The following is a 17,123-nucleotide window of genomic DNA, read 5'->3' as shown; positions in this document are numbered from 1 at the left end:
GCCGCACTTTCATACCGCTCTGCACGTGTGACGGAGATCCCGGTCGGCCCAAACCTCATGTCATCTCGTGACGCAAAGCCGAATTGCGGCGCCTCGAGAGAGGCACATAGCCAAGGTCCGACAGGGTTGCGCCCGTGATCCGGTCCTCACCGCGCGAGATGGCCGCAACTGCGGCCCGGGTGACGATCTCGACAACCTCGCCGATCAGCCCCTCTGACAGATCGTGGATGATCTTCGCCAAGGGTTCGCGCGACAGATCGGAGGTGTCGGCGAGCGGCAGACTGGCTTCCAGGCTGTCGAGAAGCGTCGCGAACTCCTCGTCATACGCCCATCGTGGAATGGGGATCGTATCGAAACGTGAGCCCATTTCGTCGGTGTCATGCACCGCATCGTAGATCGCGATCTCGCCGACAAGGACGGGTGAGATGTCATGCACCCGTGCGATCCGCCGCAAGAACGAAAAGATGGCCTTCACATCCTGGCGCCGCCCACGCAACGCGCTGTGGAACTCGTCGAAGATCAAAAGGCGCGGCTTCAGGCGCTCGAGAAGATGATCGACCTGATCGCCGGCGCGGGACAGGCTGCGCCAGCCCGCGGCTTGTGGCGCGCGCAATCCGGACAGGATGCTGGCGTAGAAATGCGACAGGCCCGCACCTTCCCGGGTCTGGATCACCCACACCTTTTGCTGGTCGGCGGCACGCAGATGTTCGACGGCGAAGCGTTCGGCGATCATGGTCTTGCCGTTATGGTAGGGACCGGCAAGCAGCAAACCGCGTGGGCGCAGCGATGGCGGTCGCTCAAGCAGCAGTCGCATCGCGTCATGCGCCGCGCCGGCCGCCGGATGGCTGATCCAGCGCGGCGCGCGCACATGGGCGATCCGCACTGCGTCATCGGCCTGCAAGAGTGGCACTATGGCGGGCATGAGGTGGTCCGGCACCTTACCAATCCTCGACAGGGAAGACCCGCCGCGGACGATCCGGGTCGAGCTTTGCCTGGGCCGAGGCGGAAGGCGCAGCGAAGTCGGCATAAGGCTTCTTTGCCTCGGTGGCATGCCGGGCGCGGGTCATCTCCTTCAACCGGCTTTTGGGGGTTTTGGCGGCGGCAACGGTTGCGGCGATTTCGCGTCGGATGGCTGATGCCTCCTGCACAGGGCGCCGCTGGATTTCGCGCCGCCGCTGTCGATCCGTCTGGTGCTGCCAGAGCGTGATCGGCTCGGCCAGTCCGTCCCGTCGCCTGACCGGCCGCCAAGCCTGGGTATCCGGATCCTTGACGTAGACATGGCTGATGTCGCGAGGATCATAGCACAGATCGAGCGGGTTCAGCCGGTCACGACGCGCGACCAGCGGGCCCAGCCAGGGCTCGAAATAGTCGATGGCGAAGAGACTGATGCCCTGAGGTGAAATCTTCCGCGTCTTGCGCGGCAGGAAATTCAGCAGCACATCGACAGGTGCATCGATCGGCCGATCCTTCGGTTGGAACCGATCTTCCCACTCTTTCGCCGGAACGGTCAGCTTGCGCGCATTCTGACTCAGGTTGTGGTCGATGATCGCGAGCGCGATGCAGCGTTCAAGATCCGCGAAGCTGAGCCGTGCCCGCGCTTCCGAGGCATAGTCGCCCCGATCCGCGATGGAACGCCCCGTCTTGCCCGGCAAAGCCCGCAGCGCCGTGTTCACTTTCCCCAGCAGGCGTTCGACGACTCCGCCCCGATGCACGGTGCCCTTGTTCCGCATGCGTATGGCGATGCCATAGTCCGCGCATCCTCTGCTGAAGGTGCTGCTTTGGAACTCCTTGGCGGAATCGACGACGATCTGCTTCGGGCGACCATGCATTGGCCAGGCATGATCGATGCCGCGTTCTGCCAGCCAGGCAGTCTTGCAGCACATCGCGTGCGCCAGACAAAGCGCGACAGACAGTCGTGACGGCCGCTCGAGGGTCAGGCAGAAGCCGATGATCGCGCTCGTGGCCACATCTGCTGCGATGGTCAGATAGGGGCGACCAACGAAGACGCCGTGGTCATCAATCACCTCGACAAACTGGATGTCTGCCGGCGTGTGATCGATCTGGACAACGTCGAGCGCGTGGTTAGCCCGGATGTAGCCGGGTCGCGGCTTCAGCCGGTTCAGGTGTTTACTATCTGACAGGCGGCGGCGGGCAATTTCTTCCGGTGCGAACAGAATGGGGATCCGCCGGGCGACAGTGACATAGGCGGGTGGAGTGTGCCCTTCCTCTGCGCAGCGGGCGCGGATCTCTTCAACGATCGGTGCAAGGTCTGGCTGCTCAGGGCAAAGCCACATCTCCCGCAGGGTCATCGCGATGATACTCTCGACAGCGGGGCTGACCCGTGGTTTCCTTGTCTCACTCGTTCGCGGCAGCAGGGACGATACCCTGCGCTCTTCCCGATACCGCGCCAGATAGTTGTAGACTTGGCGTGTCGAAAGCCGCAGCTCGGATGCCGCGCGCATCACGGCCTCACGCACGGGCGCCGCCCCGTCAAGAATCCGGTCCAACTCGCGCGCGATCCGCGTCGCCTTGGCCCAAGCTTCATCCGAGGCATGCGCTCCGCCGGACGTCATCGATATGAAACTTTCGAAACCGGCTGGGCAGTGCGCCAACAGGGCGGCCACTTGCTGAAATACGGAACCAAAATTGAAACCTTAAGCTGAAAAATGATGTGCGATATCGCCGTATCTTCCAGAAATCACGTAATAATCATGTGCTGAAATGGTGAAGAAAATGCGACACTGGTTTCTGCCGGGACCATTCGAAGAAGAACCAGATGATTTGCCTCCCGGGCCGCGTGCAGAACCGCCGGACACTGCCGTCATCGAAGACTGGGCGAAGGCAGAAGGCGTTCACGCTGCGCGACTGGCAAGAGTGGCTGGACGCCTGGGTGCTCTGGATGACAGGCTGCTGCGTGGCCCGGAAGGCTGGCGGCATCGCCTCGCTCTTATCGAGGCAGCGGACCTTAGCTGGTTCGCAGGGGATCGGGTGAGTTCTGATCGTCTGGCGCTTTGGATATCGATGCGGCTGTCAGGTGCACAGGATGACCCAAATGCGCTGGCAAGAGTTGGATGGGCTGTTCGGCGCCTGACAGGCGGTCCCGGACCGAAGGCTGACTTGGCCGCCTTCCTGGATCGCCGCGATCCCGAGAACATTGAAGGCAGCGCTGAGCGTTTCGAGGATCGCGCGGGTGGATGGCTGGACGTTATGACAGCCGCAACCGATCTCCACCCGATCACCAGGGCTTGCATGGGTTTTCACCTCTGGAGTCTGGCAGGCCTCGGACAGTACGGCGACCAGATCGAAGCCGCCGTCACCGCGTCCAGGATCGCGGCCAGCGATGGAAGCGGCGCCGTCTTCGCACCGCTCGCCATGGGCGGGGCAGGGGGGCTGCGTGCCTCGGGTTTGCCAACCGAACGCTTGGCACGCTGGTTAGATGGGATGAACAGCGCAATTCTAACGGCGATGTGTCATCTAGACGATACCGAGAAATGGAGTGCTCGGGCGGAAGGCGCCATGTCTCAGCTTTCGGGGCGAACTCCGGCGGCTCTTCGTTCGGCGTTGACAGAGTGGCCTTTGGTGTCAGCCCCGATGGCAGGGGCCTTAACAGGCGCAAGCCGCGCGGCGCTTCAAAGGAACCTCGCCTGGATGGAAAAGAGAGGCCTGATCCGGGAAGTGACGCAACAAGGACGCTTCAGGATGTGGCGGATCGCCATCTAGAGGCCTTGACGAACCATTCGCCAGCGCGGTTCTGCGGGAAAGCCGCCATTAGTTCTGAATGCGGTGAGCGACGGCAGAGAGCCCAGAGCGCCGGAGGCTGTGTGGAGTGCCAATTTCCGCTTCCACTGAACCGGCCAAAAAAGCGTCAAGACCAAAGCCAGTTCATCACCGATGCGACGGCGGGGCATCTCCCGGCGAACCTGGCGTCGCCTCAGGTGTCAGCCCCGCGCGCGATCAGAAGATCTGTGGGCGGGGTGCGTAGGAGTTCGGCCGTGAACGAGCCGAGACCGGTGAAGGACAGGCTTCGGGTATTGGCCCCGACCGCGATCAGGTCCGGTGCAAAGCTTCGGATTTCTTGGTGGCATCCAGATCCTACCCCACCATGCACCAGATCGACCTTGGGCAGGGACGTGGCAAACCCTTCAGTCCAAGCCGCTGCCTGAGCCGCGGTTTCTCGCCGCACTTCACGTGCGAAGTCCGACGATGGCCCGCCGGTCAGGCCCTCGAACGATGCCATCCATAGATGGAAGAGCCGGAACGCCGCCTGGGGGGCAATGTGGAGGGCAGTCTTGACCGCGTGTCGGCACGCGGATGAGAACGCGACCGGCGCCAGCACACGATTATAGCTGCCATGGACCGGGTCGGTGACGAGCAGCACTGGAGTGAGAGACCGGGCGACCAAGCTCTCCACAGTCGTCGGCCTGAGCCCATCGAGAAAGCCCCTGTCACGGTGCCGGCCGGCGACGACGAGGTCGAACTCGGCGGAATTCACCAAATCAACCAAGCGCGTGATCGGATCGCCGGTCTCGACCAGGACCTCGTAGGAGACCTCCCCGGCCAGGCTCTGTGCGGACGCCTCCAGATGGATGCGATATTTCTCGGCAAGATCCGTCGTCAGGCTTTCCGGAACGCTGTCATCGACGATCGACACGACGCGCACGCGCGCGCCCAACTCGCCGGCAAGGAGGAAGCCGCGTTGTAGGGCGCGATCCGATCGCGCCGAAAGATCCGAGGCAATCAGGATGGACTTGATCTGCATGAATTGTGCTCCTTTCGGTCCGGCGAAGTGTGGTGTCTCGCACCGAAGTGCTGCCTGTCCGTGTCGGCACGGCGTGGGCAGAGGGGCATCTGCGGTCCTGGGACCACGTGGCGCCGTCGCCCCGGCTTCGTCCTGGGCCCCTCGATGACGGCGTCATTAAAACACGACCAAACCGTGCGATATTTGACCTAGATCAAACTCAACGGCCCAAAAGTGGGTATTCTGCATCTATCGAGACCAAACAGGCATATCCGATGCCACGTGAGCTGTATCAGACCGTGAAAGAAATCGGCGACCGCCTGGAGGTCAGCGAGGCGACGGTGCGCGGTTGGATCAAGGACGGGGCCTTGCGCGCGATCGACATCGGAAAAGGTTGGCGAATCGCCGACCGGGATCTCGAAGATTTCCTGACGCGCCGCGAGACCCGCGCGCGCGATGAGGCGTTCGAAGACGGCGCCGCCGCCGCGGACAGCACGCCAGACCACGGCGGCTGATTATGAGCGGACAGACGCGCGCTTCGCGGTGGCGCGTCCGTTCGGCTGCCCCCATCACGCGCGTCGGGATCGGACGCGCGCCAAGGATCCAAGCCGCGATTTGGCACGCTCGGCGCCGGAAAGGAATAGGAGCAAATGACCCACCCAGACATGGCCGCCCGGTATCACGCCCAACATGCCGGCGACGCGCTCGACACGCTCGACACGACCCACGCCGGCCTCTCGACCGAGGAGGCCGCTCGCCGCCTGTCGGAGTACGGCGCCAACCGCCTGCCCGAACCGCCGAAACCCAGTCCGGTGCTGCGGTTCCTCGCCCATTTCCACAACGTCCTGATCTACGTGCTGCTTGGCGCGGCGGTGGTCACAGCGGCGCTCCAGCATTGGATCGACACGGGGGTGATCCTCGCGGTGGTCATCGTCAACGCGGTGATCGGCTACATCCAGGAGGGCCGCGCCGAACAGGCGATGGCGGCGATCCGGGGCATGCTCGCGCCGCACTCCGCCGTGCTGCGCGACGGCAAACGCGTCAGCGTCGACGCAGCCGACCTCGTGCCGGGCGACATCGTGCTCGTAGAGGCGGGCGACCGGGTGCCGGCCGACCTGCGACTGATCGAGGCGCGCGGGCTAAAGGCCGAGGAGGCAATCCTCACCGGCGAATCTGTCCCCGTCGACAAGGGCACCCGGCCGGTCGACGCAGACGCCGATCTCGGCGACCGGACGCCGATGCTGTTCTCCGGCACGCTGGTCGCCGCCGGCACCGGGCGTGGCGTGGTCACCGCCACGGGGGGACACACGCAGATCGGGCGGATCAGCGGGATGCTGGCGGAGGTCGAAACGCTGACGACGCCGCTCGTGGCGCAGATGGACCGGTTTGCCCGCTGGCTGACAGTGTTCATCCTGATGCTGGCCGCCGTGCTGCTCGCTTACGGGTATTTCGTGGGCCACATGGCGTTCTCCGAGCTGTTCATGGCCGTGGTCGGCCTTTCGGTGGCGGCAATCCCGGAAGGTCTGCCGGCGGTGCTCACCATCACCCTCGCAGTCGGTGTGCAGGCGATGGCGCGACGCAACGCCATCGTCCGCCGGCTGCCGGCGATCGAGACCCTGGGCTCGGTCTCGGTGATCTGCTCCGACAAGACCGGCACGCTTACCCGAAACGAGATGACGGTGGCCTCGCTCGCCGCCGCCGAGCACATATATTCCGTGAGCGGCAACGGCTACGCGCCCGAGGGCGCGGTGCGTTGGCGCGAGGCCGACGCCCATCCGGAAGACCACGCGGTGCTGATGGAATTCGCCCGCACGGCAGCGCTGTGCAACGATTCCGTCCTGCGTGTCCGCGGCGAAGACTGGCATGTCGAGGGCGACCCGATGGAGGGGGCGCTGCTGGCGCTCGCGGGTAAGATCACCGGCGACGGAGCTGAGCCATTCCAGAGCTGGTGCCGCGACGACGCGATCCCCTTCGACGCCGCGCATCGCTACATGGCCGTATTGCACCACAGCGAAGAGGGGGCCGCGCGGATCCACGTCAAGGGTGCGCCCGAGGCGGTGCTTGCGCTCTGCCGCGACCAGCGCGCTGCCGGTGGCGGCACCGAGCCGCTCGATCCCGGCTATTGGCACGAGATGGTCGACACCCTTGCGGCCGAAGGCCAGCGGGTGATTGCGGTGGCGGTGCGGATGGTGCCGGGCGGACATGCCGCGCTGAGCACCACCGACCTCGACGGCACGCTCACGCTCATTGGCTTGATCGGCCTGATCGACCCGCCGCGCGCCGAGGCGATTGCGGCGGTGGCCGAATGCCGCGCCGCCGGCATCCGGGTGAAGATGATCACCGGCGACCATGCCGCGACGGCCCGCGCCATCGCCGGGATGATCGGGCTCGAAAACCACGAACGGGTCCTGACCGGCGCGGATGTCGAAGCGATGGACGATGCCGCGCTTACCGATGCCGTGGTCGAGACCGACATCTTCGCCCGCACCTCGCCCGCCCACAAGCTGCGCCTCGTCACCGCGCTTCAGTCCCATGGGCTGACCATCGCGATGACCGGCGACGGGGTGAACGACGCCCCGGCGCTGAAACGGGCCGATGCCGGCATCGCCATGGGGCTGAAGGGCTCGGAGGCGGCGAAGGAGGCGGCCGAGTTCGTGCTGGCCGACGACAATTTCGCCTCGATTGCCGCCGCCGTGCGCGAGGGCCGCACCGTCTACGACAACATCAAGAAGGTGATCAGTTGGACCCTGCCCACCAATGCCGGCGAGGCGATGACCATCATTGTCGCCCTGTTCGCGGGCATGGCGCTTCCGATCACCGCCGTGCAGATCCTCTGGGTCAACCTCATCACCGCGGTGACGCTCGGGATCGCGCTGGCCTTCGAGCCCTCGGAATCCGGCACCATGCGCCGCCCGCCGCGTCCGCGTGACGAGCCGCTTCTGACCGGCGAGCTGGTCTGGCACATCGTGCTGGTCTCGACCCTGTTCCTGACCGCGGTCTTCGGGATGTATTTCTACGCGATCGACAAGGGTTACGACCAGGCGCTGGCGCAGACCCTGGCGATGAACATGCTGGTGGTGCTGGAGATCTTCCATCTGTTCTTCATCCGCAACATCCACGGCACTTCGCTCACCTGGGCTGCGGTGCGCGGCACGCGGATCGTCTGGGCCTGCGTGGTCGCCGTTACCGCCGCGCAATTCGCCATCACCTACGTGCCACCGTTGCAGAGGGTGTTCGGCACGCAGGCCGTGACCCTTGCCGACGGCCTGCTGATCGTCGGCGTCGGCGCTGTGTTCTTCGCCCTGATCGAGACCGAAAAGCAGATGCGGTTGGCGTTTCGGGGGCCGCTGGCGGAACGCGGGAACCAGCGGTGAAACCGGGGCGTCTTGGTGTGGGATGCCGGCCCTTGTGCAAGTCGCGTGTCCCGTCCGCGTTCCAATGTCCCGGGGACACAAAGGAGTCCATTTGTGAAGCTCAGTGGTCTGTCGGTCCGGCTAGGCTGCCCTTTCCCAAATCTCCGATGGCGGGCGGAGCGTGCCCAGGGTTTGTGTCTCCGGCGAAACCCACCGTTCTCGTCAAGCTGCCCAAAGCCGACTTTCGCGTCGATGTGTCCAACGACAGCATAGTCCGCATTGCGTTGGTTCATGTGCCGCGAGGCGAAGGTCTGCTTCGTCAATGCTCGCAGGCACTGTAGGCTGGGAAGATGATGTCGTGGCGGCTGAAATTTCCACGCATGTGACGCAAAGTTCACCGCGAAATCTCCCCTGCCAACACCGCTCTTCCGTGCACCGCCAAAGTTGCTGAAAACCTCTGGCACCCAAACTTGCGGATCACATCGAGCACCCGCGCTTCGTAGGCAGCGTGTCCGATCAAGCGACACAAGTCGGACGCGTGGAACTGGCGGTTCGCAGTTGGTGCGGCTTGCATCTGTCTCAGCAATTCGCGCTCTTTGGGGTCCGTTATTGGTCTCGCGGGCGGCTTGACCGCGGGACGATCTGGAGATCATCCATGCCCGCCGCCGTCCGCACAATCGCTTCGGCTTTGCCCTGCAACTCTGCGCGCTGCGGTATCCCGGGCGGCTGCTGGTGCCGGGCGAGGTCATTCCACTGGCAGTCACGCGCTTTCTGGCAGCGCAGCTTGGGATAAGGCCTGATGACCTGGCCGGATATGCCGCGCGCGAGGAGACCCGGCATGAGCACCTGGCCACCTTGCGCGAAATCTATGGTTACAAGATGTTCGCGGGCCGTGGGGCGCGCGATCTGAAAATCTGGCTTGAAGGTGCGGCCGAAACCGCCCGGTCGAACGAGGATCTGGCACGGCGCTTCGTCGAGCAATGCCGGGCGGCCCAGACCGTCCTGCCCGGAATCACGGTCATCGAGCGGCTTTGCGCGGATGCGCTCGTCGCGGCTGAACGGCGGGTCGACGCCCGGATCGCCAGTCGGCTGGACGATGACATGCGAACGCAGCTCGATGCCCTTCTGACCGAAGATGCGGGCGGCTCGGTTACGCGGTTCGTCTGGCTGCGTCAGTTCGAGATCGGGCGGAACTCGGCTGATATGAACCGCCTGCTGGACCGCCTGGAATACTTGCAGGCTTTGGAATTGGACCGGGGCACTCTGGCGAATGTACCGCCGCACCGGGTTGCCCGCCTTCGCCGGCAGGGCGAGCGATACTTCGCGGGCGATCTGCGGGATATCTCGGGTGACCGCCGTCTCGCCATTCTTGCGGTCTGTGCTCTGGAATGGCGCAGCGCCATTGCCGACGCCGTGGTCGAGACCCACGATCGGATCGTCGGCAAGACCTGGCGCGAGGCGAAATCGCGATGTGACGCCCGGATGGACGATGCCAAATCGGCGCTGAAGGACACCCTGCAATCCTTCGCCACCCTCGGTTCCGCCCTCCTGGAAGCGCATGAGGACCGGGCCTCCCTCGAAGAGGCCGTCGGCAATGCCGGAGATTGGCTATCGCTCAAGGGGCTTGTCGCCACGGCGACCCAGCTCACAGACACCCTGGCCGCCGATCCGCTGGCGCATGTCGGTCACGGTTATCATCGGTTCCGGCGCTACGCGCCGCGCATGTTGCGGGCGCTCGACATTTGCGCCGCGCCCGTGGCGGAACCGCTGCTGGCGGCGAGCGCGATCATCGCGGGCACGGAGACGGCGACGGTCCTGCCACTGACATTCCTTCGTCGAGGCTCGAAATGGTTGCGGCATCTGAACGCGGATGCTGACGAGGCAAGCAGACTCTGGGAGGTCGCGGTCCTGTTCCATCTGCGCGAAGCCTTCCGTTCTGGCGATATCTGGCTCGGGCATTCGCGCAGATTTGGCGATCTGAAGGAAGCGCTGGTCCCGGTCGAGGTCGCACGCGACACGCCAAGGCTGGCCATGCCCTTCGAACCTGAGGCCTGGCTGGCGGATCGTAAGCTGCGCATGTCCGATGCCATATGCCGACTGGCGCGCGCGGCAAAGGCCGGGGCGATCCCCGGCGGCTCCATCGAGGACGGCACCTTGAAAATCGACCGGCTGACCGCGGCGGTTCCCGAGGAAGCCGACGCCCTGGTGCTCGATCTCTATGGCCGCCTGCCGGAAGTCAGGGTCACGGATCTTCTGCTGGAGGTGGACGATGAGATCGGGTTTACCGAGGCCTTCACGCACTTGCGCACCGGCGCGCCCTGCAAGGACAGGATCGGCCTGTTGAATGTGCTGCTTGCCGAGGGATTGAATCTCGGCCTCAGCAAGATGGCCGGGGCCACGAACACGCACGACTTTTTCCAGCTTTCCCGCCTGTCACGCTGGCATGTCGAGAGCGAGGCGATGGCGCGCGCCCTGGCCATGGTGATCGAAGGACAGTCGGCGTTGCCGATGGCACGCTTCTGGGGCGCCGGGCAGACCGCGTCGAGCGACGGCCAGTTCTTCTCGACGACACGTCAGGGCGAGGCGATGAACCTGATCAACGCCAAGTACGGCCATGAACCCGGGCTGAAAGCCTACACCCACGTCTCCGACCAGTTCGGACCCTTCGCCACACAGACCATTCCGGCTACCGTGAACGAAGCGCCCTACATCCTTGACGGCCTGCTGATGACCCGCGCCGGCCAGAAGATCCGCGAGCAGTATGCCGATACCGGCGGCTTCACGGACCACGTCTTCGCTGTCACCGCCCTGCTCGGATTCCAGTTCATCCCCCGCATCCGCGACCTGCCATCCAAGCGCCTCTACCTCTTCGATCCGGCCGCTTGCCCGAAAGAGCTGAAGGGGCTGATCGGCGGCAAGATCAGAGACCGTCTCATCGCCGCGAACTGGCCGGATATCCTGCGCAGCGTGGCAACCATGGCGTCAGGGGCCATGCCGCCGAGCCAACTCCTGCGGAAGTTTGCCTCCTATCCCAGACAGCACGAGCTGGCGGTCACCTTGCGAGAAATCGGACGGGTCGAACGGACGCTCTTCATCATCGATTGGCTGCTCGATGCCGACATGCAGCGCCGCGCACAGATCGGGCTCAACAAAGGTGAGGCCCATCATGCCCTGATGTCGCGTAGCCCTTAATTGGGCTCTGCCTCAATCTGTGTGGCGGAACGGTAGCATTCTCGCCCGCAACAATTCTGGACCGGCTCGACCGTACATGGCGCGTTTGAGCGTCTTCAGGCGATTGATCTNCGCTCGAAAGCATGGCCGCACCCCTGGGCGCCCGCCATTGCAACCCGAGACAATCTCAGCCCTCCAAGATCTCGTCGGCGCAGGTAAATCCGTCGCTCAAGCCGCAAAACACCTCGGCATAGGCAGATCAACAGCTTACAAGGCGATCAGAAATGCCACGCTGTAAGCCATGTTCAGGCTTCGTTCTCCCTTAGCGTGGTTCTACGAAGAAACCTTCCGATGGGGCCAGTGTGCTGTCAAAGCCCTCTGCGGATGGTATGCTGGACATTCGTTATCCTCCTGTTTGCTTTCCCGTGCTCAGGCCCCGTTCAGCCTTTCTGTTCGCGGTGCGGAAGTGGCCCCGAAAGAGCAGTGCCGCTTCGAAGGAAATCACTGCATCCGCGCTCAAAACATCTTTCACCGCTGGATTAGCTGCGGCGCATCCACATCCCCAAGGGACATTTCAGGCAACCAAGTGATAAGCTGAGGGAACGAGATCAGGGCTGCGATCAATACGATCTCGATGGCGACAAGCGGTACCGCGCCGCGATAGATATCGGAAAGGTTGATACCCTTAGGTGCCGCCATCTTGGCAAAGAATAGGGCATAGCCGAAGGGAGGCGTCAGAAAAGACGTCTGCAAGGCCAGTGCTATCAGGCCAGCGATCCAGATTTGCGCAAAGTAGGCAGAGCCGACGTGATCTGCGAAGTCGAGTTCCGAAAAGATCGGCATCAACACTGGTACAAAGACCAGCAGCACCTCGATCCAGTCAAAAACAAACCCAAGTATGATGATCACGCCAAGGAGGATCGCCAACAGTTCCCACCGGGTGAGATCGAATGCGGATATCCACTCGAAGATGACGTCCGGTCCACCGACCAGGTGGAAACTAAGCGAGAATACCGATGCGCCCAATACGATGAAGTAGACCATCGACGTCATCGTGCTTGTCTGCACCGTGACAGAGTTCAACGATGAGAAAGACAAGCGCTTTCGCGCCAGCGCGACCAATAGCGCGCCAAAAACCCCTACTCCAGCCGCCTCTGTTAGTGTCGCAAAGCCCAGAATGATGCTGAGCGGAATGGATGCGATGACCGCGACAGACGCGAGTACAAACAAGAGGTCTGACACAAGATTGGTCTTGGGTGTGTCCAGCGGGATTTCGACCGTTTTTCTCAAGGTGACCGCAAAGTAGACCGCGAAGGCCATGACCATCAGAAGCACAGGTACGATGAGGGCCACATACATCAATCCGATGCGCAGATAGAACACGTTCGAGATGAAGAACAGCATCACGGCTGGCGGGAACACGACACCCAATGCTCCAGAAGCTGCGACAGCGCCTCCTGCGGTTCGCGGTGCGTAGCCCGACGCCATCATCGGGGCATAGGCCACCAACGCCACAGTTATGACGGAAGCACCGATCACCCCGGCGGCGGGCGCAAGAACGAGGCCGATCAGCAAAGTCGCAATGGCGTAGCGACCGGGAACGCCTGTCAGAAGACGCCCCAGCAAGCGAAACATGGTTTCGGCAATCCCGCTGGCATTCAGGATCAGGCCAAGAAAAATCAACATTGGAACGCTGGTGAATTGGACTGATTCATTGGTCAGTACACCACGGGCCCTCAGGTAGATCAGCCCCAGATGCTGAAAATCAGTGATCCCCACCCAAACCGCAGCGACAAACCCCAAGAAGCCTGTCCCCGCGAGCACCAGCGCCACCGGAAAGCCACTGAAAACCCCAATCGCCATCACGACAAGCATGGCAACCGTGAGGACCTCATTCACCATTGTGCAGGCCGCTTGCTTGTTCCGGTGCACCTTGCGCACGTCTCCCTGTCAGAAAGGCGATGTTGCGAAGGGCTACGATCATCCCGGCAAGAGCCAGCAGGATGGGGCCGATGACCCCGGCAATGCGTTGTGCCCACAACTGGGTTTCCGCGTATTTCGTGGTGCGCATCAGACCGTCCCATCCGTAGTAGGTCAGGATGGCGGCGAGCGGCAGAAGGACAAAAAGGCCGCCAATCAGTTCGATCCAAGCAATGCGGCGGGCGGACCAATGTCTGCGAAGAACATCAACGCGCACGTGACCGTCGCGCAGATAGGTATACCCAAAGGTCAAGAAAATTAGGATGAACAGCAGTGACGTGGACAGGTCCGGCAAATAGCTCGACACGCCAAGTTGTAGCTTGCGATCCAGCATCTGAAGCGCGCCATAAGCAGCAATCGAAACAACTGTCAGCCACGCAGTCACGACGCCGATGCCGCGAATGCCACGGTCAATCCAATCCAAAAATCTCAAGCCGAATTCCCTCCCAAAGTTCTTTGCCTGTTAGCTGTTATCCCCCCGTGACATCTCCCTTGCGATTGTCTTGTTCCCGATTTTCCGGCCTGACTTTCGAGGTGCGAAAGCTGTCCCAGAACAGCAATGCTGCCCCACAAAAGATCGCCACGTCAGCCAAGTTGAAGGACGGCCAGTGGTATGACCCGTAATGGAAGTCGAGAAAGTCAGGGACGGCCTGATAGCGCAGACGGTCAAGGATATTGCCAAGCGCGCCTCCGATGATCAGACCGAGCGCCGCACCTGTCAGCCCGTCCGGAGCCTTCCATAGCCAGATCAGCAGCCATGCCACGACCACGGCAGCAAGTGCGACCAGACCCCACCAGGGTACGACCCCGCCGAGCATACCGAAGCTGACCCCATCGTTCAAAACCCGCACGAGGTTGAGAAAGGGCAGAACCTCGACCCCGTTCTCAAGCGCCGGGGAGTTCAGGGCAAGAGCCTTGGTGCCCTGATCAACACCAAACGCGGCGATGGCGCAAAGCCCACCGAGAACGCGGCTGTTCATGCCACCGCCTTCAGATCGGCCCGCGCGTCGCGGATGATCGCCCATGACGAGTGCAGGAACAGTCCGGCGATCCCGAACGCGACGATAAGATCGGGCCAAGCGCTGCCCAGCCAAACCACTAGCCCAGCGGCGATAACGACTGCGGCGTTGCCGATGGCGTCGTTACGCGAGAAAAGCCAGACAGCGCGCATGTTCGCATCGCCCTTGCGGTACCGCAACAACGGCAGCACGGAGATGACATTTATCACAAGAGCAATCAGGCCCAGAATCCCCATCAATGTGGCGTCTGGGGTTGTCGGCTCGAATGCCCTTATGATGGTCGTGCTAAAGACCCCAAGGCCAAGCAGGCCGAGAAAGATGCCCTGGATCAGGGCAGAGCGTGCCCGCCAGAGAAGGCTCCATCCGATGGCAAGAAGCCCCAAGAAAGTGATCGCGCCATCGCCGATGAAATCCAGCGCGTCGGCCTTCACCGCCTGTGACCCGGCAATAAACCCACCAATCATTTCCAGAACGCCGTAACCGACATTTAGAATCACGACGATCCAGAGCGCGCGGCGGTAGCCCGGGTCCTGATGGGCCGCACTTTGCTGAAGGTCCTCGTCGCTCTCGATGCGGTCGAACCCATATCCCGTTGTCTCAACGGCTTTTTCAATCTCCGGCAGGCTTGCTTCAGGGACTTTCAGAGTCATGATATGGGTCGCCGCTGATACTTTCACTGCGTCGGGCGCGACACCCGCAGACTGCGCCGCCCGCTCGATCTGGGCGGCATCCTTTGCGCAATCCATTCCGGAAACCCGGTAACGGACGGGCGACGTATCTGCTGTCGATCCGGTGCTTTCGGTGTTGGCCATCGGTGCAATACTCCTGCTAAAGTGGATCAAGTTCAAACATATCAGCAAGGAGTGATATGATGCAAGTCTTCGCCGACCGCAATGCTGCGGCCGCTGGCATCGAGCGTAGGGCAAAGCTCTTTCGCGGTCTTGCCGACCCGAGCCGACTGGCGATACTGGGCGTGCTGTGTGAAGGACCGTTGGTTGTTCACGAGATCGTCAAACGCACAGGGCTATCGCAGCCCAACGTGTCAAATCATTTGCGATGCCTTCTGGATTGCGGACTTGTCGCCAGCGACCGCGATGGGCGCTTCATTCGCTACCGGATCAGCAGTCCGCGCATAGCAGCTCTTTTAAATGATGTAGACGCCCTGCTTGATGTGGTCGCAGAAGGTGTTGGGGCTTGTGACAATTATCGCGAAGCGTGAACGATAATATCCCAATGCACGTCATCACGACCACTTCCGCGTGAGGCAAAATTTTATATGGGGCTTGCTGCCAAACGTGTTGAAAAGACCCATTATTGAAAGCGCTCAATTTAACTGCTCGGCATAGCGAGTTAAGGATCACAATTGAAGCGAAGATCAAGACGAGGCCCGGCATCGTGGCAGTAGCCTGGTTTCACCCCACAGATCGTGACAGCGCTTAGACTGATAAAGAAACGAACGGGCCCGAAGTATTACCGAGATCGTCTGGCATCAAAATTTCTCTTGAACCTCTAGTAGCTTTAGGAGTTAAGCCACCGACATAGAACGGCACCATGGAGCAAGTTGCCAATAACGCCTCACTCTTTCCCGGGCGAACAACACTGCGTTCGGGGTAAGGTTCGGTTTGCCGTCCAATGCGTGAACGGAGCAATCTATATGCTGACAAGACGACACTTCATCCAGACGACTGCCGCATTGTTCTCGGCGTCTATCTCGAGTCCGCTCCTCGCTGACACCTGGCCCACTGAAGCGGAAAAGGCGGCTTGGGATGCACAGATTACACCGCCGGGCTATAACCCAGCCACATCAAACCCGTGGGGCCTGCACCCGCGCTTTCTGCCGCAGCGGGTTATAACTAAAGATGGGCTTATTCCCGGCGACGTCCACGTGGACGCCGTCGCACGCTATCTGTACCATATCGAGGGTGGTGGCACTGCGATGCGCTACGGCGTAGCGATCGCTCGTGGCAGACTTTATGAGCCGGGCGTCTACACGATCAAGCGCAAGGTCAGGTGGCCACATTGGCAGCCAACACAGAACATGATTGACCGCGACCCGGAGCTCTACGCCGACATCGCTGACGGTATGGAACCCGGACCTGAGAACGCGCTCGGGTCACGGGCGCTTTATCTCTATGTTGGGGACCGGGACACTTATTTACGGATCCATGGCACTCCGCAGCCGCGAAGCATCGGCGGCCGAGCAAGTTCCGGTTGCGTCCGGATGGTCATGGCGCACATAAACGATCTTTACCCGAATGTGGAGATTGGCTCGACTGCGTTCCTGTATTCGGCCGAAGACAGCGTGACCCCGCAGAGTTGATCCAAGCCTCGTCGTCAGTCTGACGCTCGAACGAGCCAATCAGGTTTGGCGCGCGACGCAGATGGGGCTGCCCCCTGTCGATCGCAACGGCACCAAGGTCGTTTCCACCGGGCCACTGTGCTCATACCAATAACATCCATCCTCGGGGCGAAGTCGCGCCGTGGTGAGATCCTGATCAGGCGCGGCAAGGTCGGCGACAGCTTCTGGAACATTGCCGATCCTCGTCGGATCGTTGTTTTTCGTCAGAGGCACCGCGCAGCCAGCCAGGGCCAGTGTTGCAACCATGATCGCCACATATTTTTGATGCATATCTATCGCACTCTCTGGCAGGTCAGCCGCGTTTTCGGACGTGGCGGCGCGGTTCAGATTGCCGAAAGCCGAGCTGGGCGTATCGCCAAAACACGGCGGAGTTGGCTTCATGGGATTGCAGCGGCTATACGCCAAACTCAGCATTAAGCAAACAAGAACTAATAAGAGTGAACAGTTTTCAAAGGATGGAAACGTTGACAGAAGGGTTTCCATGCTACATTTAATTTATCATG

The 17,123-nt window shown here is 61.9% G+C and carries 13 protein-coding genes and 2 pseudogenes; 6 read left to right on the top strand and 9 right to left on the bottom strand.

Features of this window, described 5'->3' with window-relative positions; all coding sequences use genetic code 11:
• Nucleotides 1–55 precede the first annotated feature (55 nt).
• Nucleotides 56–910, bottom strand: a complete 855-nt coding sequence (locus tag GC127_RS03910) for a TniB family NTP-binding protein (RefSeq protein ID WP_254699992.1) — start codon at nt 908–910, stop codon at nt 56–58.
• 28 nt (nt 911–938) lie between these two features.
• Nucleotides 939–2,573 (bottom strand): Mu transposase C-terminal domain-containing protein, encoded by a 1,635-nt coding sequence (locus GC127_RS03905; protein WP_036562657.1) that lies wholly within the window; start codon nt 2,571–2,573, stop codon nt 939–941.
• A gap of 148 nt (nt 2,574–2,721) precedes the next feature.
• Here GC127_RS03905 and GC127_RS03900 point away from each other — a divergent pair, with 148 nt between their 5' ends.
• A complete protein-coding gene (locus tag GC127_RS03900) occupies nt 2,722–3,720 on the top strand; it encodes a hypothetical protein (protein ID WP_254699988.1) in 999 nt (332 codons plus the stop codon).
• A 211-nt stretch (nt 3,721–3,931) separates the two neighbouring features.
• On the opposite strand, the gene GC127_RS03895 is transcribed toward GC127_RS03900, so the two are convergent.
• On the bottom strand, nt 3,932–4,759 hold the full coding sequence (locus GC127_RS03895; protein ID WP_009574212.1) for a universal stress protein: 828 nt from the start codon (nt 4,757–4,759) through the stop codon (nt 3,932–3,934).
• Between the two features lie 254 nt (nt 4,760–5,013).
• On the opposite strand from GC127_RS03895, the gene GC127_RS03890 reads away from it, so the two are divergent.
• Together GC127_RS03890 and GC127_RS03885 are read left to right on the top strand one after the other, a co-directional pair.
• Nucleotides 5,014–5,253 (top strand): helix-turn-helix domain-containing protein, encoded by a 240-nt coding sequence (locus GC127_RS03890; protein WP_009574213.1) that lies wholly within the window; start codon nt 5,014–5,016, stop codon nt 5,251–5,253.
• 135 nt (nt 5,254–5,388) lie between these two features.
• Nucleotides 5,389–8,112, top strand: a complete 2,724-nt coding sequence (locus GC127_RS03885) for a cation-transporting P-type ATPase (RefSeq protein ID WP_054540548.1) — start codon at nt 5,389–5,391, stop codon at nt 8,110–8,112.
• 373 nt (nt 8,113–8,485) lie between these two features.
• Here the strand turns inward: GC127_RS03885 and GC127_RS23095 are convergent.
• A pseudogene (locus GC127_RS23095) lies at nt 8,486–8,740 on the bottom strand (hypothetical protein); the annotation flags it as partial.
• On the opposite strand from GC127_RS23095, the pseudogene GC127_RS03875 reads away from it, so the two are divergent.
• Nucleotides 8,728–11,265: pseudogene (locus GC127_RS03875) on the top strand (Tn3 family transposase); the annotation flags it as partial. The pseudogenes GC127_RS23095 and GC127_RS03875 overlap by 13 nt on opposite strands.
• Before the next feature lie 525 nt (nt 11,266–11,790).
• Here the strand turns inward: GC127_RS03875 and GC127_RS03865 are convergent.
• The 4 genes from GC127_RS03865 to GC127_RS03850 are packed head-to-tail and all read right to left on the bottom strand — an operon-like array spanning nt 11,791 to nt 15,073.
• Nucleotides 11,791–13,137 (bottom strand): TRAP transporter large permease subunit, encoded by a 1,347-nt coding sequence (locus GC127_RS03865; protein ID WP_254903794.1) that lies wholly within the window; start codon nt 13,135–13,137, stop codon nt 11,791–11,793.
• 16 nt (nt 13,138–13,153) lie between these two features.
• On the bottom strand, nt 13,154–13,675 hold the full coding sequence (locus GC127_RS03860) for a TRAP transporter small permease subunit (protein WP_232279250.1): 522 nt from the start codon (nt 13,673–13,675) through the stop codon (nt 13,154–13,156).
• 37 nt (nt 13,676–13,712) lie between these two features.
• Nucleotides 13,713–14,222 carry a signal peptidase II gene (gene lspA / locus GC127_RS03855; RefSeq protein WP_009824417.1) on the bottom strand — a complete coding sequence of 170 codons (510 nt, stop codon included), beginning with the start codon at nt 14,220–14,222 and terminating at the stop codon, nt 13,713–13,715.
• A complete protein-coding gene (locus GC127_RS03850) occupies nt 14,219–15,073 on the bottom strand; it encodes a cation transporter (RefSeq protein WP_037275508.1) in 855 nt (284 codons plus the stop codon). Before GC127_RS03850 ends, lspA begins: the two co-directional genes overlap by 4 nt.
• Nucleotides 15,074–15,129: 56 nt before the next feature.
• Between GC127_RS03850 and GC127_RS03845 the strand changes: the two genes are divergently transcribed.
• Both GC127_RS03845 and GC127_RS03840 read left to right on the top strand, forming a co-directional pair.
• Complete coding sequence (locus tag GC127_RS03845) at nt 15,130–15,480, top strand: helix-turn-helix transcriptional regulator (protein WP_005613345.1); 351 nt, start codon at nt 15,130–15,132, stop codon at nt 15,478–15,480.
• 435 nt (nt 15,481–15,915) lie between these two features.
• Nucleotides 15,916–16,581, top strand: coding sequence for a L,D-transpeptidase (locus GC127_RS03840; protein ID WP_151976559.1), 666 nt, complete (start codon nt 15,916–15,918; stop codon nt 16,579–16,581).
• Between the two features lie 39 nt (nt 16,582–16,620).
• Here the strand turns inward: GC127_RS03840 and GC127_RS03835 are convergent, their stop codons facing one another.
• Nucleotides 16,621–16,890 carry a hypothetical protein gene (locus GC127_RS03835; protein ID WP_151976632.1) on the bottom strand — a complete coding sequence of 90 codons (270 nt, stop codon included), beginning with the start codon at nt 16,888–16,890 and terminating at the stop codon, nt 16,621–16,623.
• Nucleotides 16,891–17,123 lie beyond the last annotated feature (233 nt).

Source organism: Roseovarius sp. EC-HK134 (assembly GCF_902498815.1).
Classification (GTDB): domain Bacteria; phylum Pseudomonadota; class Alphaproteobacteria; order Rhodobacterales; family Rhodobacteraceae; genus Roseovarius; species Roseovarius mucosus_A.
This window is presented reverse-complemented; position numbering and strand designations above follow the sequence as displayed.